The sequence below is a fragment of the Citrobacter sp. wls708 genome (genome assembly GCF_005281255.1).
GTDB lineage: Bacteria > Pseudomonadota > Gammaproteobacteria > Enterobacterales > Enterobacteriaceae > Citrobacter > Citrobacter werkmanii.
Genome location: NZ_SZXE01000018.1, coordinates 251,286 through 271,505, shown reverse-complemented (window position 1 = coordinate 271,505; position 20,220 = coordinate 251,286). Strand labels below are relative to the sequence as shown.

Below are 20,220 nucleotides of genomic sequence, written 5' to 3'. Positions count from 1 at the left end.
CATGAAACTCATTGGCAGCTATACCAGCCCTTTTGTGCGTAAAATTTCTATTCTGTTACTGGAAAAGGGCATCACCTTCGAATTTGTAAATGAACTCCCCTACAACGCGGATAGCGGCGTGGCGCGCTATAACCCGTTAGGAAAAGTGCCCGCGCTGGTGACTGATGAAGGCGAGTATTGGTTTGATTCTCCAATCATCGCGGAATACATAGAACTGCTGGATATTGCGCCAGCTATGTTGCCGCGTGAACCGCTGGCGGCGCTGAAGGTGCGTCAGTTGGAAGCGCTGGCAGACGGCATTATGGATGCCGGTTTAGTCTCGGTACGCGAACAGGCTCGCCCCGCCGCACAGCAGTCAGAAACTGAGTTGTTACGCCAGCGGGAGAAGATCACCCGCAGTCTGGATGTGCTGGAAAGCTATCTGGCGGACGGTACGCTGAAAACGGATACGGTTAACCTGGCCACCATTGCGATTGCCTGCGCTGTCGGCTATCTCAATTTCCGTCGGGTCGCGCCCGGCTGGTGTGTGGACCGCCCGCGTCTGGTCAAACTGGTGGAAACGCTCTTTCAACGCGAAAGTTTTGCCCGTACGGAACCGCCAAAGGCTTGATACACGTTATGTCCGCCTGAGCAAAGTCACGATACAATCCTTCCTATATCGATAGCCCTCTCCGCGGTGGAGAGGGCCACCAACAGCCAGGCCCTTTCATGACAACCGACATGCGTTCACTCTACAGCCAGCTTCCTGCTATCGATCGTCTATTGCGCGATAGCGCTTTCTCCGCCTTACGTGAATCCCACGGTCATACCCGGGTAGTTGACCTGCTGCGTCACATGCTCGACGAAGCCAGAGAAGCCATTCGCGACGCCCACGCGCTCCCGGCATGGTGTGAGGACTGGGCGCAAGAAGCCAGAGCCCGGCTGGAACGTGAATCGCAAAGCGCGTTGCGCCCAGTGATTAATCTGACCGGAACGGTGCTGCATACTAACCTGGGTCGTGCGTCGCAGGCCGAGGAAGCCATCGATGCGGTGGTGCAGGCGATGCGCACGCCGGTGACGCTGGAATACAGCCTGGATGATGCCGGGCGCGGACATCGGGATCGGGCGTTGGCGGATTTACTCTGTCGCCTGACGGGGGCCGAAGACGCTTGTATCGTGAATAACAATGCGGCAGCGGTTCTGCTGATGCTGGCCGCCACGGCTAACGGCAAAGAGGTGGTCGTTTCGCGCGGTGAGCTGGTGGAAATTGGCGGCGCGTTTCGTATTCCTGATGTGATGTGTCAGGCCGGATGTACGCTACGCGAAGTGGGGACCACCAACCGGACCCACGCGAAGGATTACCGTCAGGCGGTGAATGAAAATACCGGCCTGCTGATGAAGGTGCATACCAGTAATTACAGCATTGAAGGCTTTACGAAGTCGGTGGATGAGGCAGAGTTGGCCGCCATTGGCCGGGAGCTGGATGTAGCTGTGGTGGCGGATCTCGGCAGCGGTTCGCTGGTCGATCTCAGTCAGTATGGTTTGCCGCAGGAGCCAATGCCGCAGCAACTGATCGCCGCAGGCGTGAGTCTGGTGAGCTTCTCTGGCGATAAACTGCTGGGTGGGCCACAGGCCGGAATTATCGTCGGTAAAAAAGAGATGATCGCCCGCTTGCAGAGCCATCCGCTGAAACGTGCGTTACGGGCAGATAAAATGACGCTGGCGGCGCTGGAAGCAACGCTGCGGCTCTATCTGCATCCGGAAGCGCTGGCGGCGAAATTGCCGACGTTACGCCAGCTCACCCGCTCGCAAGAGGCGATCCACACGCAGGCCCAGCAATTACAGGCGCAGCTTGCCGATCGTTACTGCGACGAGTTTGCTTTGAATGTGATGCCTTGCCTGTCGCAGATTGGTAGCGGTTCGTTACCTGTCGACAGGTTACCCAGCGCGGCATTGACCTTTACCCCACATGACGGGCGCGGTAGTCGCCTCGACGCGCTGGCCGCCCGCTGGCGTGCGTTGCCCGTGCCGATCATTGGGCGAATTTATGATGGCCGCATGTGGCTGGATCTGCGCTGCCTTGAAGACGAGACCCGGTTTATGGAGATGATGCTGAAATGATTATTGCAACCGCCGGACACGTTGACCACGGAAAAACAACGTTATTACAGGCAATTACGGGGGTGAATGCCGACCGTCTGCCGGAGGAAAAAAAGCGTGGCATGACCATCGATCTCGGCTATGCCTACTGGCCGCAGCCGGATGGGCAGGTGCTGGGGTTTATTGATGTTCCCGGACATGAAAAGTTTTTGTCCAACATGCTGGCGGGTGTAGGCGGTATCGACCACGCGCTGCTGGTTGTCGCCTGTGATGATGGCGTGATGGCGCAAACGCGTGAACATTTGCAAATTCTGCAACTGACGGGCAATCCGCAAATCACCGTGGCGCTCACGAAAGCCGATCGTGTGGATGAGGACCGCATCAATACGGTGCGTGAAGAGGTACACACCACGCTGGAAAACTATGGTTTTGCCGATGCGGCTCTGTTTGTGACTGCCGCCAGTGAAGGCCGTGGGATCGAAGAACTACGCGACCATTTATTGCAATTAACCTCGCGCGAGCATGCCCGCGATCACAGCTTCCGTCTGGCGATTGACCGTGCTTTTACGGTTAAAGGCGCAGGGCTGGTGGTGACCGGGACGGCGCTCAGCGGTGAAGTGAATGTCGGTGATACGCTGTGGCTGACGGGCGTCAACAAGCCAATGCGCGTACGTAGCTTGCATGCGCAAAATCAGGCTACTGAGCATGCTCATGCCGGGCAGCGTATTGCGCTGAATATTGCCGGTGATGCGCAAAAAGAAGCGCTAAATCGCGGCGACTGGCTGCTTTCAGATGTCCCGCCAGAGGCTTTTACCCGCGTGATTGTCTCTTTAGAGCATGCCGCGCCGCTGATGCAGTGGCAACCGCTGCATATTCACCACGCGGCCAGCCATGTCACCGGGCGCATCTCATTGCTTGAAGGAACGCTGGCGGAACTGGTGTTTGATACACCGCTGTGGCTCGCCGATAACGACCGCCTGGTGCTGCGCGATATTTCTGCCCGCACGACGCTGGCTGGCGCACGCGTCGTCACGCTCAACCCACCGCGCCGCGGAAAGCGTAAACCGGAATATCTGCAGTGGTTGTCGGCGCTCGAAAATGCGCACACCGACGGCGACGCCCTGGCGCTGCATCTGTCGCGCGGGGCGGTGAATATTCCTGACTTCGCCTGGGCGCGTCAGCTCAATGGCAACGGTATGCGTCCGTTGATTGAGCAACATGGTTTTATTCAGGCGGGGTATAGCCTGTTGAATGCTCCCGTTGCCGCGCGTTGGCAGCGAAAAGTCCTCGATACGCTGGCGACCTATCACGAACAGCACCGTGATGAGCCCGGGCCAGGGCGCGAACGCCTGCGTCGTATGGCGTTGCCGATGGAAGATGAAGCGCTGGTATTGCTGCTGATTGAAAAGATGCGTGAGAGCGGCGCTATCCATAGCCATCACGGTTGGCTGCATTTGCCGGATCACAAGGCGGGTTTCAGCGATGAACAGCAGGCTATCTGGCAAAAAGCAGAACCGCTTTTTGGCGATGAGCCGTGGTGGGTGCGCGACCTGGCAAAACAGACCGGGACGGATGAGCAAATGATGCGCGTGGTATTACGACAAGCGGCGCAGCAAGGCATTATTACTGCGATCGTGAAAGATCGTTATTATCGTAACGATCGCATTGTGTCTTTCGCCAATATGATCCGCGAGCTGGACCAGGAGAAAGGATCGACCTGCGCCGCCGATTTTCGCGACAGGCTTAACGTGGGGCGTAAATTGGCTATCCAGATTCTGGAATATTTTGACCGCATTGGTTTTACGCGTCGTCGCGGGAATGATCATTTATTACGCGATGCATTACTGTTTCCTGAAAAATAATGAAACAATTAATTCAGAGATTAAATGAATTAATACAAAATATATATTGATTGCAATCAGCACATTAGATTATGAACCTAATGTGCTTTTTTATTTTGAATGTGATTAAAATAACAACCGCGATCATATTTTGCTGGAAAATGCACACGTATGCTTCCTGACTCTTTAGAGTAATTAAGGATCGTACAATGGCTGCTTCAACATTTTTTATTCCTTCTGTGAATATAATCGGCGCTGATTCATTAAAAGACGCGATGAATACCATGGCTGAATATGGTTTTCGCCGCACGCTGATTGTCACGGATGCCATGTTGACCAAATTAGGTATGGCTGGCGAGATTCAAAAAGCATTACAGGAACATGATATTTTCAGCGTAATTTACGATGGTACGCATCCTAACCCGACGACCAGTAACGTAGCTGCTGGCCTGAAAATGTTGAAAGAAAACGACTGTGATAGCGTTATTTCTCTCGGCGGCGGTTCGCCACACGATTGTGCGAAAGGCATTGCGCTGGTGGCCGCTAACGGTGGCTATATCGGCGATTACGAAGGCGTTGACCGCTCTGCAAAACCGCAGTTGCCGATGATTGCCATCAACACCACGGCGGGTACGGCATCTGAAATGACCCGTTTCTGCATCATTACCGATGAAGAACGCCATATCAAAATGGCGATTGTCGACAAGCACGTCACTCCGCTGCTGTCGGTCAATGACTCCTCGCTGATGGTCGGTATGCCGAAGTCTCTGACGGCGGCTACCGGTATGGATGCGCTGACCCACGCTATCGAAGCCTACGTTTCTATTGCTGCAACCCCGATTACCGATGCGTGTGCGCTGAAAGCGGTCACCATGATTGCGGAAAATCTGCCGGTTGCCGTTGAAGATGGCAGCAATGCTCAGGCACGTGAAGCCATGGCTTACGCACAGTTCCTCGCAGGTATGGCATTTAACAACGCCTCTCTGGGTTACGTGCACGCCATGGCGCACCAGTTGGGTGGCTTCTACGATCTGCCACACGGTGTATGTAACGCCGTGCTGCTGCCGCATGTACAGGTTTTCAATAGCAAAGTGGCTGCCGCTCGTCTGCGTGATTGCGCGGCTGCGATGGGCGTTAACGTGGCTGGACTGAGTGAAGAGCAAGGGGCGGAAGCCTGTATCGCGGCGATCCGTGAACTGGCGCAGAAAGTGAATATTCCGGCCGGTCTGCGTGAGCTGAACGTGAAGGAAGAAGATTTTGCCGTTCTGGCGACCAATGCCCTGAAAGACGCCTGTGGTTTCACTAACCCGATTCAGGCGACTCATGACGAAATCATGGCGATTTATCGCGCTGCGATGTAATTCGTGATACCTGTCGTAAAGCAGTAAAAGGCTGGCGAATTATTCGCCAGCCCCGTCTACCCTTGTAGTACACCTACAGCAAGGAGACGGTCATGACCAATAACCCCCCTTCAACGCGTATTTATCCCGGCGAGTATGGTTACCCTCTGAAGTTAAAGGCCCGATACGATAACTTTATCGGCGGTGACTGGGTCGCGCCGGTGGACGGCGAGTATTACCAAAACCTGACGCCGGTCACCGGGCAATTGCTGTGCGAAGTGGCCTCTTCCGGTAAGAAGGATATCGATCTGGCACTGGATGCCGCGCACAAAATAAAAGATAAATGGGCGCAGACATCCGTGCAGGACAGAGCGGCGATTCTGTTTAAAATCGCCGATCGTATGGAGCAAAACCTGGAACTGCTGGCGACGGCAGAAACCTGGGATAACGGTAAACCCATCCGTGAAACCAGCGCGGCAGACGTGCCGCTGGCGATTGACCATTTCCGCTATTTCGCCTCCTGTATTCGTGCGCAGGAAGGGGGAATCAGCGAGGTTGATAGTGAGACCGTGGCTTATCATTTCCATGAGCCTCTTGGCGTGGTCGGGCAAATTATCCCGTGGAATTTCCCGCTGCTAATGGCCAGTTGGAAGATGGCGCCCGCGCTGGCGGCGGGTAACTGCGTGGTGCTTAAACCCGCGCGCCTGACGCCGCTGTCCGTGCTGCTGCTGATGGAGGTCATTGGCGATCTGCTCCCGCCTGGTGTCGTGAACGTGGTAAACGGCGCGGGTGGGGAAATCGGTGAATATCTGGCGACGTCTAAACGTATTGCGAAGGTGGCGTTTACCGGCTCAACGGAAGTCGGCCAGCAGATCATGCAGTATGCTACGCAGAACATTATTCCCGTCACCCTGGAGCTGGGTGGGAAATCGCCCAATATCTTCTTCGCGGACGTGATGGATGAAGAAGATGCGTTCTTTGATAAGGCGCTGGAAGGCTTTGCGCTGTTTGCCTTCAACCAGGGCGAAGTGTGTACCTGTCCGAGCCGCGCGCTGGTACAGGAATCCATTTACGAACGCTTTATGGAAAGAGCCATTCGCCGGGTGGAGAGTATCCGTAGCGGCAACCCGTTAGACAGTGTGACGCAAATGGGCGCGCAGGTGTCGCATGGTCAACTGGAAACCATTCTGAATTACATCGATATTGGTAAGAAAGAAGGGGCGGATGTCCTGACCGGTGGACGGCGTAAGCAGTTGGATGGTGAGTTAAAAGAGGGTTATTACCTCGAACCGACCATTCTGTTTGGTAAGAACAACATGCGGGTTTTCCAGGAGGAGATCTTCGGCCCGGTGCTGGCTGTTACGACCTTTAAAACCATGGACGAAGCGCTGGAAATTGCCAATGACACCCAATATGGACTTGGCGCTGGCGTCTGGAGCCGTAACGGAAATCTCGCGTACAAGATGGGCCGCGGGATTCAGGCGGGGCGTGTCTGGACCAACTGCTACCATGCTTATCCGGCACATGCGGCGTTCGGCGGCTATAAGCAGTCGGGCATTGGGCGCGAGACACACAAAATGATGCTTGAGCACTATCAGCAAACCAAATGCCTGTTGGTGAGCTACTCGGATAAACCGCTGGGGCTGTTTTAATATCCCGTCACTTACCGCCCGGTCGCATTTAGCGTACCGGGCATCAAGTTATGTCCTGCAGTTCAAAGTATGACAAGGGTACCCTATGGATTTCGTGTTGCTTCGAGGCGGCAAGAGAGGGAATCCCCAGGAGCTTACTCCGGTAAGTGACTGGGGTGAGTGAACGCAGCCAACAAAGAAGCAGCTCGAAAGACGACGGGTATATATAGAAACTCATATATCGTTATATAAATAACCCCATTGCACCCAATCTGGTCATTCCACTACTATTATCAACTCTATTTTTTAAATAAATAGCAGCCAAGTTCTTTAATTTAAATCCCTGAGGCAAATATGTTCCTTGATTATTTTGCATTAGGAGTGCTTATTTTTGTATTCCTGGTCATTTTTTACGGGATTATTATTCTGCATGATATTCCCTATCTTATTGCAAAGAAACGTAACCATCCTCATGCCGATGCAATACATGTTGCGGGCTGGGTTAGCTTGTTTACCTTACATGTTATTTGGCCCTTTTTATGGATCTGGGCAACGCTTTATCGCCCGGAGCGCGGGTGGGGTATGCAGAGCGCGGATTCTTCCCTGATCCAGCTTCAGGCGCGGGTTGCCGACCTGGAAAAGAAACTGGGTGAGGTTAAGACCTCTCCGGCGGAGTAATATCGATGGATTTACTGATTGTTCTGACCTATGTGGCATGCGCATGGTCGATATTTAAAATTTTTAAAATTCCTGTAAATAAATGGACGGTACCCACTGCAGCATTGGGTGGTATTTTCATTGTTTGCGGGCTTATATTACTGATGAATTATAACCATCCGTATACCTTTAAGGCGCAAAAAGCGGTAATTTCTATTCCCGTCGTGCCGCAGGTCACGGGTGTTGTAACGGAAGTGACGGATAAGAAGAATACGCTGATCAAAAAAGGCGAAGTTCTGTTTAAACTTAATCCTGGACGTTATCAGGCGCGGGTTGATCGCCTGAAAGCCGATATTGTCACCGCTCAGCATAAAGAGCAGGCGCTGGTTGCGCAGCTAGACGAAATGAAAGCCAACACGCAGCGGGCAAAGGCCACGCGTGACAAGCTGGCAAAAGATTACCAGCGCTATGCGCAGGGGAGTCAGGCGAAGGTCAACCCTTTTTCTGAACGCGATATCGATGCGGCGCGCCAAAACTATCTGGCGCAGGAAGCATCGGTGAAATCGTCTATTGCGGAGCAACAGCAAATCCAGAGCCAGTTAGACAGCCTGGTACTGGGTGAAAATTCGCAAATTGCCAGCCTGAAGGCACAACTCGCCGAAGCGGAGTTTAACCTTGACCAGACCGTGGTTCGTGCGCCCAGCGATGGTTACGTTACGCAGGTGTTGATGCGCCCCGGAACCTATGCCGCCGCGCTGCCTATGCGTCCGGTGATGGTGTTTATCCCGGAACAGAAACGGCAAATTATCGCCCAGTTCCGTCAAAACTCACTGCTGCGACTGGAGCCAGGCGATGAAGCGGAAGTGGTGTTTAACGCCCTGCCGGGGAAGGTATTTAGCGGCAAACTGGCGGCTATCAGCCCGGCTGTACCGGGTGGTACATACCAGTCGAACGGGGCGTTGCAATCCTTAAACTCTACGCCCGGTTCAGAAGGGGTGATCGCCACGATTGAGCTGAACGACAATGCGGACGTGAGCGCGTTACCTGATGGGATTTACGCCCAGGTCGCCGTTTACTCTGACCACTTCGAACATGTGTCAATCATGCGCAAAGTCTTGTTGCGGATGACCAGCTGGGTGCATTACCTGTATCTCGACCACTAGGTGCAGGCTATTTAGCTTACTCAGACAGCTGTAGCGTCTGAGTAAGCTGCTGACGTATCTCCGCTAACATTGCGTCGAGAATAAACTGTACACGCCAGGGCTGGTATTCACGCTTGCGGAAAATCGCCACTAAATCCAGCCACCATTCGTGCTGTTCGGAGAAACAGGGAACCAACAATCCGGACTGAACGTCTTTTTGTATACTCGCATAAGGCGCAAAAACAATGCCCAGATGATTACGCGCCAGCGCCAGCGCGGATTGCGTATTGTCACAGACGTAGTTTCCGGTCACCCGATAATCATGCATTTCCTTGCCGCCCGCAGAGCTGAAGCGCCAGATATTGGCATCATCAATCATCATGGAGTCGATTAAAATACAGGAATGATTTTCCAGCTCATCAGGGCTGTTAATGGGATGCTGTTTGATATATTCAGGGCTGGCAAACGCCATCACTGCATATTTGGTAATAAAGCTGGCGACCAGTGATTCATCTTTGGGATGCGCATAGGTAATTAAAACGTCACAATCATCCGGGAAATCTACACCTTCATAAAATGCTTTCCGTTCAAGATTGCAGGTTTTCAGCGAGAGAGTAATACCACCGATATCCTGAATTTTTGCAATAACATGTTGCGATAAGTAAGCAATAATTCCGGTTGGTGCATATACCGTTACCTTGCCACGTTTTTCATGCTTATAATCAGCGATGAAACTATTTAGCTGATCGTTTCTGTCCAGCATGTCATTGATGTAAGGCAGCAGCGCTACACCAAAGGGCGTCAGGGTCAACTGGCGGGTGGTGCGATCAAAGACCTTTAGCCCAACTTTTGATTCAAAATCAGCAAGGTACTTGCTGACATTAGCCTGTGCGATGCCGAGAACCGTAGCGGCATGACTGATGTTTTCGCTGGCAGCAATTACCGAAATAATCTTCAGTTCCCGGTGTTTGAGTTGTAATTTGTTCATCGCCAAACCCAATATATATATGTTTGTATATATTACTATATAAATATGGAAGTTGCATCGATGAAATTGTAAGCATTATTATGCACCCGCTTTGTGGCTTATTTTAAAATGGAATGTTGGCATGTTAATTAAACGCAATATTGTGGCGCTGTTCGCCTTTTCTTTTATGGCGAGTGCAACTGCCGCAGAGTTTTCTATTGGCGGTGGCGCTGTATATAATGAATCTCCTTATCGTGGATATAATGATAATGTTCATGCAGTACCGCTTATCAGTTATGAAAGTGAATCATTTTATTTTAGGCAAACAACGTTAGGCTATATTCTTTCAAAAAGTGAAAGTAATGAATTTAGCATTACTGCTTCTTACATGCCGCTTGAGTTTGATCCCGGTGATAACGACGATCATGCGATGAAGCAGCTGGACAAGCGTGATGCAACCGCGATGGCGGGTGCCGCATGGTATCACCATGAAAAATGGGGCAGCGTGAAGGTCTCTGCCGCAGCGGATGTGCTGGATAACAGCAATGGCTGGGTGGCGGAAATGTCTATGTTCCGCCAAATGCCAATGGGCAAGCTGACGCTGACGCCGGCGATTGGCGTGCTCTACTATGACGAAAACTTCAACGAATATTACTACGGCATCTCTGGCAATGAATCCCGCCGTAGTGGGTTATCAAGCTACTCCCCAGGGGACAGCTGGACACCGTATGTTGGCCTGTCCGCTAAATACGCGTTGACCAGCAACCTGACGCTGCTGGCCAGCGCCAACTATAGTGTGCTGCCGGATGACATTAAAAATAGCCCGATGGTTGATCGCGATGACAGCTTTACCCTGATGTCCGGTCTGACTTGGCGTTTCTGATTCTCACCCGTTTGTCCTCAGGGAGGAGGGCAATCTTTTCATGATGCCTTGACGGATGGGGCTAACTGCCGCCATCCATCGTCATCATTACTGCTCGTTTATCCAGATTCGCATTTCGCCTTCACCACGGTTTGCCCAGCTAAACCACGGAATGAACGTCAGCGTATGCGCCTGACGCGAAGCTGGTGAAACATCGTAGTGCCACAACGCTTGTTGTGCCGCATTGCGGGCACTTTGCTTCACGCCTTCCGCCTGAATTAACATCTTATGGCTGAACAGTCCCTTACCCTCAAAGACCCTGAACTCACTCTCTTTTGGCAGCCACAAGTTATGCAACTCTTCGCCGTTGTCGGCCTGCTCCAGGCAATACACCAGCGGCCCACGCTGAATGGCGACCTTACCGGCAACATGGCGCACCAGTGGGTTTCCGTATACGCGACGCACGGGCATCGGCAGGGTCAGGCTTAGCGTATCCCCCTCCAGCCAGGTTCGGCTGATGTGCAAATAGCCTTTACGTATATCTTGTGCAACCGGTTGACCATTCAGCAAAATCTGCGGTGTGGTACACCAGTCCGGCAGGCGTAACGCCAGGGTATGATCGACCGGCAGCGGTGATTCAATGGCGATTGTTACCTGCTCATGCCACGGGTAATTTCCGTTAATGCGCAGTTTAAGCACACCGTCTGCCACAGGAACTTCCATGCGATTGCCCACATACATGTTGATATACAGTGCGTCCTGACGTGGCGTATAGATGTAATGGCCAATAGAAGTGAGTACGCGGGCGATATTGGGCGGGCAGCAGGCGCAGCCAAACCAGCGCTGGCGAACGGGCTTCACATGGTCGTAAATATGATTGAATTTTAACGACTTAGGATGCACCTCCAGCGGGTTAACGTAGAAGAAGTGCTTCCCGTCCAGCGCCATGCCGCCAAGCACCGTGTTATACAGGGCGCGCTCCATCACGTCGGCATACTGGCTGTCGGCTTCCATTTCCAGCATCCGGCGGGCGAACATCATCAGCCCGATTGAGGCGCAGCTTTCGGCGTATACGGAATCGTTGGGCAGATCGTAATCGCTGCTAAACGCCTCGCCGCTGCTTTGCGAGCCGATCCCGCCGGTGATATACAACTGACGCTGGGCCATATTGTTCCACAGACGCAAACAATCCTGACGCTTGCTTTCGTCCTGACTTAAGCGTGCCAGATGCGCCACGCCGGTCATCAGATAAACAAAACGGACGGCGTGACCGATAGCCGTTTGCTGCTCTGAAACAGGCTGGTGTGCCTGGCTATAGGGCTTATCCTTCACCATCCACGCCGGACCGTAGGTGTGCCAGTAAGACGTTTGGCCGCGTTTTTTGTACTCTTCGTCATAAAAATGAGGTTGCGCACCGCGTTGCTCAACAAAGTAATTTACCAGCGCCATATAGCGTGGTTGCTGAGTGACTTCGTACAAACGCATTAATGCCAGCTCGATTTCCGGGTGTCCGGGGTAGCCGCGCAGTTGATCTTCTCCCAGCCCAAAAACGCTGTCGATATGATCTGCCAGGCGGCACACCACCTCTAACAGACGACGTTTCCCCGTCGCCTGGTAGAAAGCGACGCCCGCTTCAATCAAATGACCCGCACAGTACAACTCATGACACTCAGCGAGGTTAGTCCAGCGTTCATCCGGCGCTTTGACCGTAAAATACGTATTGAGGTAGCCATCATCACACTGGGCGGCGGCGACCAGTTCAATAACCTCATCGGCAGTTTTCTCAAGCTCAGCATCGGGTTTCTGGCACAGCGACCAGGCGACGGCTTCCAGCCATTTCGCCACGTCGCTGTCCTGAAAAACCATCCCGTAAAACTCGCCTTCCTGAAGGCCTGCGGCGATGCGGAAATTCTCGATCGCATGGCTTGGCTCCGCTTCTGGAATGCGGTCATTGAGCGCATCCCACTGGTAGGGGATCACCACGTCACGCACAAGTTGCTGATATTGTCCGAGGAACGGATCGCTGACCGTGAGCTTATGCAGGTCGACTTCCAGTACGTTCATTTCGTGCTCCTTAAGGCTGTATATGACGCTGACGCAGATCGGTGGCAATGCGCGACATCATCGGGTTATTGAGTTTGCAGATGCGAACAGACAGCGCCAGCAGCAGGTGGAATAGTGCGGGCAGCAGCGTCTCCATGGCAGTAATCCCTTGCAGCGAGCTGGCGGTTTGATTACCGGCGCCGGGCTGATAGGCGACAAAGATAAACAACAGGCTGATGATCCCCGCGCTGGAGGCCCAGGCCAGTTTGATGAAGAACAGGTTGAAGGCGAAATTCATGCCGGAAGAGCGCACGCCGGTTTTCCACTCGCCGTAATCATCGGCGAAGGCCATCAGCGAGAAGTGCAGCGGTAGCGTGAAGCCCAGGATAATGCCGTTCCCGAGGATAACCGCCAGCCACAATGTCTGATAAGCCGGGCCGGTTGGCAAGAACCACATCAGCACCGCCAGCGCCGCCAACACCAGGTTGGTGTAGTAATAGAGTTTGACGGTATCGAACCGACGGGTCAGCGGGCTGACGAGCACTGAACCGATGATAGAGGCGAAGGTGACCATGGTGAAAAACAGCGATGTGTAAGCGGTGCTGCCTTCCAGCACATAGGTAATGAAGTACATGTACCCGCCGCCGCGAATATTAAAGACGTTGATCAGCAGGAACGACATCACCAGCATCAGCAGCAACTGGTCATTTTTGCGCAGGCCGCCAATATGTTCGCGCAGGGTAAATTTCCCCATCATCGCCAGCGGAACACGCTCACGCACCCAGAAGAAGCAGCACAGGAACATGACCACTGCAACGGCGCAGAGCACGCCGACACCGAACTGGTAACCCTGCGCGGCATTGCCCTGGCCCAGCACATCCACCATCCACGGCAGGCCGACGGAGACAAGAAAACCCGCCACGCCGCACAGCACAAAGCGCCAGGACTGGCAGGCGATCACCTCGTTGTGGCGGGTGGTCATGGTGTTAATCAGCGCACAGTACGGTACGTTGATGGCGGTATAGCCGACGGAGAGCAACAGATAGGTGCAGAATGCCCAGGCGATTTTTACGCCCATGCTGGCGTCTGGGACGGTAAATGTGAGCACGCCAATAATGCCAATAGGAACCGCGACCCATAGTTGCCAGGGGCGGAAGCGTCCCCAGCGGCTTTGCGTACGGTCGGCGAGAACGCCCATGATGGGGTCGGAAATCGCATCAAACACGCGCAGGGCAATAAACAATGTGCCGACCAGCGCGGGCGTTAGCCCGAAGACATCCGTGTAGAAGAACGTCAGGAAATTCATGATCAGGCAGGTAATGACCGTCCCGCCTGCATCGCCTAACCCATAACCTATTTTTTCACGCAGGGATAATTTGTCGTCTTGCGCACGCTGTGCCAAATCAGATGTCGTAATCGGAGCCGAAGTCATAAATAACTCCCGGAAGTGATATTCGGAAAGTATCCCGCTACGCCGCGGGTTATTTGGATGTAGTTTGCAAAATACATGATTAATTTTGCACGTTATGTTTGGGTCAACAAGGGAAGAGAAAAGTATAAAAAGATGACAATTCCGACTTCATTGGGAAAATGTGATTTCGATCCGGCGAAAAGCAATTTTATCGTGAATAATCAAAGGTAAAGACCGGTTTAATTAATAAAAAAGCGGGAATTTGAATATATATGCTCGAATTGTCCATGTCTCTGCCGATTAAAGTGCAAAACGGTGGGTTATTTATTTCACGCGGCATCGGTAGCCATCCTGCGCGGCAATTGCAATCCTGGGAAATAATCTTTGTTGAAAAAGGGACATTAACGATTCGCGAAGGCAGTAACATTTTTTCTGTTAGTGCCGGGGAAAGTCTGCTGCTGTGGCCGCATCGCTTACATATTGGCGTAGGACAATTTCCGCCCGATTTAAAATTTTACTGGCTGCACTTTGAGTTAACGACAGGAAACGATGCTTCATCAACACAACCGTTACTTGCGATTCCCCAGCATACCCGGGTGAGCGAGCCGCAATATATTATTTCACTGTTCCGCCAGTTCTTACACGAGCAGGAAAATATTCATCGCAGCATGGCGCTGGAACTGATCCTGCTGTTGATTTTGCAGCAAATATCCGCGGCCGCCAGCGAGCAACCTGTTGATCGCCCCGGGAATGCGCTGGCGTGGAAAGCGCAGCAAATGATTCACACTCAGTTCCACCTGCCGATTGGCGCTTCAACGCTGGCGAAAGAACTGCATTGCAATGCAGACTATCTGGGACGTGTTTTCCGTGGCGCTTTTCGGCTGACCCTCACCGAAGCGTTGCATCGGCAACGGGTGAGGGCGGCAGAAAAACTGTTAATCAGCGATTCGCTGTCGCTCACTGAAGTGGCGAGGAGATGTGGATTTAACGACGTGGGCTATTTTCGCAAAATCTTCCGCAAGCATACCAGCCTGACGCCCGCGGCCTGGAAACGGCGCTATTGCAAAGAACATATCAATAGCGCCTGACATGCTACTGTCCGTAATAGGCATTCGCGCCGTGTTTACGCAGATAGTGTTTATCCAGCAACTCAGGCTGCATATCCGGTAACTGTGGGGCCAACTGGCGTGAGAACAGCCCCATATAAGCGCACTCCTCTAGTACCACGGCGTTATGCACAGCATCCGCGGCGTTTTTACCCCAGGCGAACGGGCCGTGTGAATGCACCAGTACCGCCGGAACCTGCATCGGGTTCAGGTCCCGTTGCTCAAACGTTTTAATGATGACTTCGCCGGTCTGGTATTCATATTCACCGTTGATCTCTTCCACGGTCATCAGTCGGGTGCATGGGATAGTGCCGTAAAAGTAATCGGCATGCGTGGTACCCCATGCCGGGAGATCAAGACCTGCTTGCGACCAGATTGTCGCGTGGCGTGAGTGCGTGTGCACAATGCCGCCGATCTCAGGGTATCGGCGATACAGCGCCAGATGGGTTGGCGTGTCAGACGAGGGTTTTTTACTGCCTTCAACCACGTTGCCGCTGGCGATATCCACCACCACCATATCGTCGGCGGTCATCACGTCATATTCCACGCCGGATGGCTTGATAACCATCAGTTTGCGTGTTTCATCCACTGCGCTGACGTTACCCCAGGTAAAGGTGACTAAACCATGTGCCGGCAGCGCCAGATTCGCCGCCAGCACCTCGGCTTTCAGTTGTTCTAACATGGGAAACCTCCTTCCTGCATACGGTCTTCTATCCAGCGTCGGGCCTGGATAATTTCCAGCACCGGTTCTTTTGCTTTTTCCGTCCACATTTCAATCAGAAACGATCCGCGATAGTTCAGCTCATGCAGCGTTTTGAAGATGCCCACAAAGTCCACGCATCCTTCGCCAAAGGGTACATCGCGAAACTGGCCCGGATGGGTTTCGGTTACCGGCAGCGTGTCCTTCAGATGGATAGCGGCGATACGGTCGATGCCCAACGTCAATTCAGCTTTGACGTCGTTACCCCAGGCGCTGAGGTTGCCCACGTCCGGGTAGACGGTGAACCACGGCGATGAGAGCATTTCATCCCACTTTTTCCACTTGCTGATCGAGTTCATAAATGCGGTATCCATGATTTCTACCGCCAGCATCACCTGCGCGGCGGCGGCTTGCTCAACTGCCCATGCCAGCCCCTCGGCAAAGCGCTGCTGTGTACCTTCGTCATGTTCTTCGTAATAGACGTCGTAACCGGCAAGTTGAATGGTACGAATACCTAAATCCCGGGCCAGGCGGATGGCTTTGGTCATGATGTCGCGTGCCCGGGCGCGGACGGCTTCATCGCGACTGCCAAAGGGAAAGCGGCGGTGGGCTGACAGGCACATGGAGGGAATGGCCACGCCGGTTTCCAGCATCGCGCTCACCAGCGATGCACGCTGGGCAGGAGTCCAGTCAAGGCGAGACAGACGTTCATCGGTTTCATCTACCGACATTTCAACGAAATCAAAACCGCAGCTTTTCGCCAGCACCAGCCGTTCCGGCCAGGTGAGGTCTTTCGCCAGCGCTTTTTCATAGATACCTAACGGATGGTTACGCATACTGTGCTCCCCAGATGGCGTCGATTTGCGCATGGAATTCGGCGGCCACCTGCGCCGGGTTTTGTGCTCCCGCCAGCGCGCGTCCGGCGATAAAGGCTTTGACGTTGATGTCGCGAAACAGCGGCAGGTCGGCAGGCGTAATACCACCGGTAATCGACAGCTCCAGACCGATATCGGAAAGCGCCTTCATCCGCGCCAGATCCGCTTCCCCCCACTGTTGACCGCTGGCCTGCGCATCGCGTCCACGATGGTAAATCGCCTGGCGAACGCCAACGCGATACCAGTCGCGGGCATCATCCAGGGTCCAGTTGCCGAACAGTTCCATCTGAATTTCACCGCCGCAGGACTGTGCGACGCTATGACCTTTTTCTACAGTAGCGAGGGGCGCGGCGCAGATGATGGTCATCCAGTTGGCGCCTGCGCCAAACGCTTGCTGGGCGAGGGTTTCACCTGCGTCGGCCACCTTCCAGTCGGCGACGATAATTTTATTTGGGCACTGAGCGCGCAGCGCTTTCACCGCGCCCAGACCTTCGGTTAAACAGAGAATCGTGCCGGCCTCAACGATATCGACACTTTCCTGTAACAGAGCGACATCGCGTTGGGCCGCTTGCAGATTCGTGTGGTCAAGCGCCAGTTGCAGTAATGGTCGACTCATTATTCGTGCTCCTTAATACGGGCGTGATAGCCCTGCAGTGCGGTAATTAAATTCTGGTATTGGCGGTATTTGCGCTGATAGTTCGCATGCGCCGCGGCGTCCGGCAACAGGGTGCGTACCGGATGCTGTAAGCTGCGCTGGGCATCGCTGAAATTGTGATAAACACCGGTGCCGACGCGGGCGGCGAGCGCTGCGCCAAAGCAGCCGGTCTCTTCAACCTGCGGTAGTTCGATCCGTAAACCGCTGACGTCCGCCAGCATTTGCATCCAGACGTTGGAGTGCGCCGGACCACCGGTAACGCGCAGGGTATGGGCCTGCGTAAAACGTTCGCGCATGCGGTTGAGATGGGTCATATGGCTGAAAACCACGCCTTCGTAGATGGCTTGCAATAAGTGGGCGCGAGTGTGTAAAGCCTGCATGCCATAAAAACCGCTGGTCATCTCCAGCCCGGCGTTACTGCCATACAAAAAAGGCAGGAACAAAAGATTGCTACTGGCTTTCGGCAAGCTGGCAACGGCCTGGTTGACCTCATCAAAAGAGAGTTCGCCCCATTGGGCGGTAAACCACTCCAGATTGCCGGAAGAGGTCGGGCTGGCTTCGTGAACGATGTACTGCCCGTCATTGACATAGCGGCCATAGACGTAAGGATGCGCTTCGTGGTCGCGCAGGCCGTGAGCGATCCCGCTGGTGACAGCCCAGGTCCCCATCACCGCGTTGAGGGTGTGTTCATCTTCGATCCCGGCGCAGAGTGCGGTGGAAACCACATCAAACAGACCGCCGACGACGGGTGTACCCGCCGCCAGACCGGTTATGGCAGCCGTTTGAGCGGTGATTTCCCCGCATATTTCTGCTGAACCGACAATGGGCGGTAGCGCATTGTCGACTTCACTGATGCCCAGCCACTGGGTCAGACGCGGGTCGTACTGACCTGTCGTCATGTTGTAGAGATTTGACTCGGAGATGTTGCTCTCTTCGCAGCCTTTCACGCCGGTTAAACACCAGCGCAGGTAGTCATGGCCCATCATGACGCAGCCGATTTGTGCGTAGCGTTGCGGTTCATTTTCTTTCACCCAGCGCAGGAGGGATGCGGGATGTCCGGTCCACAATGTCTGGCGAGTGATCGGGTAAAGCTGTGCGGGGATCCCATCCTGCTGCCAGCGCTGAACGATGTCCATCGCCCGTCGGTCGGAAGAGAGAATGGCATTGCCCAGCGGCTCATCCTGTTTATCAAGAAGGAACAGTCCCTTGCCCTGAGCGGAGATACCGACGCCTTTGATTTGTTCACCGGATACGCCGGTGCGTTTCAACAGCCCGGCAATGGTGGCGATACACTGTTGCCACAGTTGGCGCATATCGCGTTCGGCGTAACCCGGTAATGGCGATACGGTCTGCAACGATTGACGGTTAATTCCATGCTCATGACCTTTGGCATCATACAAACCGGCTTTCAGATACGTACCGCCACAATCGATCCCCAGCCAAAAGGTCTCTCTATCACTCATCTTTGTTATCTCATTTTTGCCGGATGGCGCTGTGCGTATCCGGCCTTGGGTATTTATTGGTTTTGTAGGCCCGGTGAGCGCAGCGCCCCCGGGCATTGTTTCAGGCTGTGCGTTTATGTGGATTCAGTGTCTTTAGCGGAGCTGCGCCCGCATCGCATTTCGCCGGCAGCAGCAGCGCCATCAGCGCGGCCAGAGCCAGTGAGACGGCCAGGCAGTAAACGCCAGCATCTTTGCTGTACAGGGTGATAAGTACGCCGACCGCGTAAGGGCCGCAGAAACCGCCAAGGTTCCCCAACGCATTGATGACCCCACGTGCGCCACCGGCCATTTCCGCGCTGAACAAACGCGCCGGAATAGTCCAGAACACCCCCGCGGCTGATTGCAGGAAGAATCCGCAGCCAACCAGCGCGGCATAAGCCAGCCAGACGTTATTTTTCAGCGCTACAGAGAGGAACATGCACAGGGCAAAGCCAATCAGCGGCAGGCAGACGAACAGCTTGCGTTTACCAGTCCGGTCAGAGAGAGAAGAGAACAGGAACATCCCGGCAATCGCGCCGACGTACGGCAGAATAGCGAGCATGCCAACTTGCCCCATGCTGCTGTGGGTCAACTCTTTGAGGATGGTCGGCAGCCACAGGGTGTAACCATAAATCCCGGTCTGATAGAAGAAGTTCAGGGCGATAAGCTGCCACATGGTTTTGTCGGACAACACCGCGCCCAGAGAGGCATTTTTGACCTCTGTTCCAGCAATCGCTTTTTGCTCGGCGGCCAGGGTTTCTACCAGGTAATTTTTCTCCGCCTCAGAGATCCAGCGCGCTTCCTGCGGACGGTCGTAAACGGTATAGGCCCACAGCACCAGAACGACGACGGAGAGTAAACCTTCAATGATGAACAGCCAGCGCCAGTCGAGTACGGTGATTATCCAGCCCGAGAGCGGGGCGGTAATGATCCCGGCAATAGGCACAAACATAATCACAATCGCATTGGCGCGACCGCGTTCGGCGTCGGGGAACCAGTTACTGATCATCGTCAGCACCACCGGCAGCATGCCGCCTTCGGCCACGCCGAGTAAGAAACGCAAAACCAGCAGTTGATACTGATTAGTGATCAATCCCGTCAGAACGGAAATAACCGCCCAGGCAACCAGCGACCAGCCGATAAATTTCTTGCCGCTGCCGTGTACGGCAATTTTTCCGCCGGGAACCTGTAAAAACAGATAACCGATGAAGAAAATTCCCCCGGCCAGACCGGCCATGGTGGCGGAAATACCTAATTCCTCATCCATACCGCCGGGCATCGCAAATGCGATATTAACGCGGTCCATATAAGAGATAATACAAGCGATCAGAATCGGGGGAATAATCCGCAGCCAGCGCTGACGGGGTATATCTTTGAGTGTAGGGCGAGAGGTTATGTTCATATTAATATTCTCGTAGAGTAGTATGTTA

At 53.7% G+C, this 20,220-nt stretch carries 17 protein-coding genes; 9 read left to right on the top strand and 8 right to left on the bottom strand.

Annotated elements, in window-relative coordinates; translation table 11 throughout:
• Position 1 precedes the first annotated feature (1 nt).
• From FDW97_RS14535 to FDW97_RS14505, 7 genes are all read left to right on the top strand, one after another.
• On the top strand, positions 2-610 hold the full coding sequence (locus tag FDW97_RS14535) for a glutathione S-transferase (protein WP_137351229.1): 609 nt from the start codon (positions 2-4) through the stop codon (positions 608-610).
• A gap of 98 nt (positions 611-708) precedes the next feature.
• The gene (selA, locus tag FDW97_RS14530; RefSeq protein ID WP_137351228.1) at positions 709-2,100 is read left to right on the top strand and encodes an L-seryl-tRNA(Sec) selenium transferase; all 1,392 of its coding nucleotides are present in this window, start codon (positions 709-711) and stop codon (positions 2,098-2,100) included.
• On the top strand, positions 2,097-3,941 hold the full coding sequence (gene selB / locus FDW97_RS14525; RefSeq protein WP_137351227.1) for a selenocysteine-specific translation elongation factor: 1,845 nt from the start codon (positions 2,097-2,099) through the stop codon (positions 3,939-3,941). The genes selA and selB overlap by 4 nt, the downstream gene beginning before the upstream one ends.
• Before the next feature lie 188 nt (positions 3,942-4,129).
• Entirely contained in the window at positions 4,130-5,281 is a 1,152-nt protein-coding gene (gene yiaY, locus FDW97_RS14520) for an L-threonine dehydrogenase (RefSeq protein WP_038635267.1), read from the top strand.
• Positions 5,282-5,373: 92 nt separating this feature from the next.
• Positions 5,374-6,912, top strand: a complete 1,539-nt coding sequence (aldB, locus tag FDW97_RS14515) for an aldehyde dehydrogenase AldB (RefSeq protein WP_038635264.1) — start codon at positions 5,374-5,376, stop codon at positions 6,910-6,912.
• 333 nt (positions 6,913-7,245) lie between these two features.
• Entirely contained in the window at positions 7,246-7,569 is a 324-nt protein-coding gene (locus tag FDW97_RS14510; protein WP_042311625.1) for a DUF3302 domain-containing protein, read from the top strand.
• A gap of 5 nt (positions 7,570-7,574) precedes the next feature.
• On the top strand, positions 7,575-8,711 hold the full coding sequence (locus tag FDW97_RS14505) for an HlyD family secretion protein (protein ID WP_042311628.1): 1,137 nt from the start codon (positions 7,575-7,577) through the stop codon (positions 8,709-8,711).
• A 16-nt stretch (positions 8,712-8,727) separates the two neighbouring features.
• Here FDW97_RS14505 and FDW97_RS14500 read toward each other — a convergent pair whose 3' ends face one another.
• Positions 8,728-9,678 carry a LysR family transcriptional regulator gene (locus tag FDW97_RS14500; protein WP_038635255.1) on the bottom strand — a complete coding sequence of 317 codons (951 nt, stop codon included), beginning with the start codon at positions 9,676-9,678 and terminating at the stop codon, positions 8,728-8,730.
• Between the two features lie 121 nt (positions 9,679-9,799).
• Here FDW97_RS14500 and FDW97_RS14495 point away from each other — a divergent pair, with 121 nt between their 5' ends.
• Positions 9,800-10,540 (top strand): MipA/OmpV family protein, encoded by a 741-nt coding sequence (locus tag FDW97_RS14495; protein ID WP_038635252.1) that lies wholly within the window; start codon positions 9,800-9,802, stop codon positions 10,538-10,540.
• A gap of 87 nt (positions 10,541-10,627) precedes the next feature.
• On the opposite strand, the gene FDW97_RS14490 is transcribed toward FDW97_RS14495, so the two are convergent.
• Together FDW97_RS14490 and FDW97_RS14485 are read right to left on the bottom strand one after the other, a co-directional pair.
• The gene (locus FDW97_RS14490) at positions 10,628-12,583 is read right to left on the bottom strand and encodes a glycoside hydrolase family 127 protein (RefSeq protein ID WP_137351226.1); all 1,956 of its coding nucleotides are present in this window, start codon (positions 12,581-12,583) and stop codon (positions 10,628-10,630) included.
• A 10-nt stretch (positions 12,584-12,593) separates the two neighbouring features.
• The gene (locus FDW97_RS14485; protein WP_085049089.1) at positions 12,594-13,994 is read right to left on the bottom strand and encodes an MFS transporter; all 1,401 of its coding nucleotides are present in this window, start codon (positions 13,992-13,994) and stop codon (positions 12,594-12,596) included.
• A 251-nt stretch (positions 13,995-14,245) separates the two neighbouring features.
• On the opposite strand from FDW97_RS14485, the gene FDW97_RS14480 reads away from it, so the two are divergent.
• Positions 14,246-15,061: a helix-turn-helix domain-containing protein gene (locus FDW97_RS14480; protein WP_038635243.1), complete on the top strand. Its 816-nt coding sequence runs from the start codon at positions 14,246-14,248 to the stop codon at positions 15,059-15,061.
• Positions 15,062-15,065: 4 nt separating this feature from the next.
• Here FDW97_RS14480 and araD read toward each other — a convergent pair whose 3' ends face one another.
• The 5 genes from araD to FDW97_RS14455 form a co-directional block, all read right to left on the bottom strand.
• The gene (gene araD, locus FDW97_RS14475) at positions 15,066-15,761 is read right to left on the bottom strand and encodes an L-ribulose-5-phosphate 4-epimerase (protein ID WP_038635242.1); all 696 of its coding nucleotides are present in this window, start codon (positions 15,759-15,761) and stop codon (positions 15,066-15,068) included.
• The gene (locus FDW97_RS14470; RefSeq protein WP_038635239.1) at positions 15,755-16,615 is read right to left on the bottom strand and encodes an L-ribulose-5-phosphate 3-epimerase; all 861 of its coding nucleotides are present in this window, start codon (positions 16,613-16,615) and stop codon (positions 15,755-15,757) included. Before FDW97_RS14470 ends, araD begins: the two co-directional genes overlap by 7 nt.
• The gene (gene ulaD / locus FDW97_RS14465) at positions 16,608-17,270 is read right to left on the bottom strand and encodes a 3-keto-L-gulonate-6-phosphate decarboxylase UlaD (protein WP_038635237.1); all 663 of its coding nucleotides are present in this window, start codon (positions 17,268-17,270) and stop codon (positions 16,608-16,610) included. The genes FDW97_RS14470 and ulaD overlap by 8 nt, the downstream gene beginning before the upstream one ends.
• Positions 17,270-18,772, bottom strand: coding sequence for an FGGY-family carbohydrate kinase (locus tag FDW97_RS14460; protein ID WP_137351225.1), 1,503 nt, complete (start codon positions 18,770-18,772; stop codon positions 17,270-17,272). Before FDW97_RS14460 ends, ulaD begins: the two co-directional genes overlap by 1 nt.
• A gap of 100 nt (positions 18,773-18,872) precedes the next feature.
• Positions 18,873-20,192, bottom strand: a complete 1,320-nt coding sequence (locus tag FDW97_RS14455) for an MFS transporter (protein ID WP_137351224.1) — start codon at positions 20,190-20,192, stop codon at positions 18,873-18,875.
• Positions 20,193-20,220: the final 28 nt, after the last annotated feature.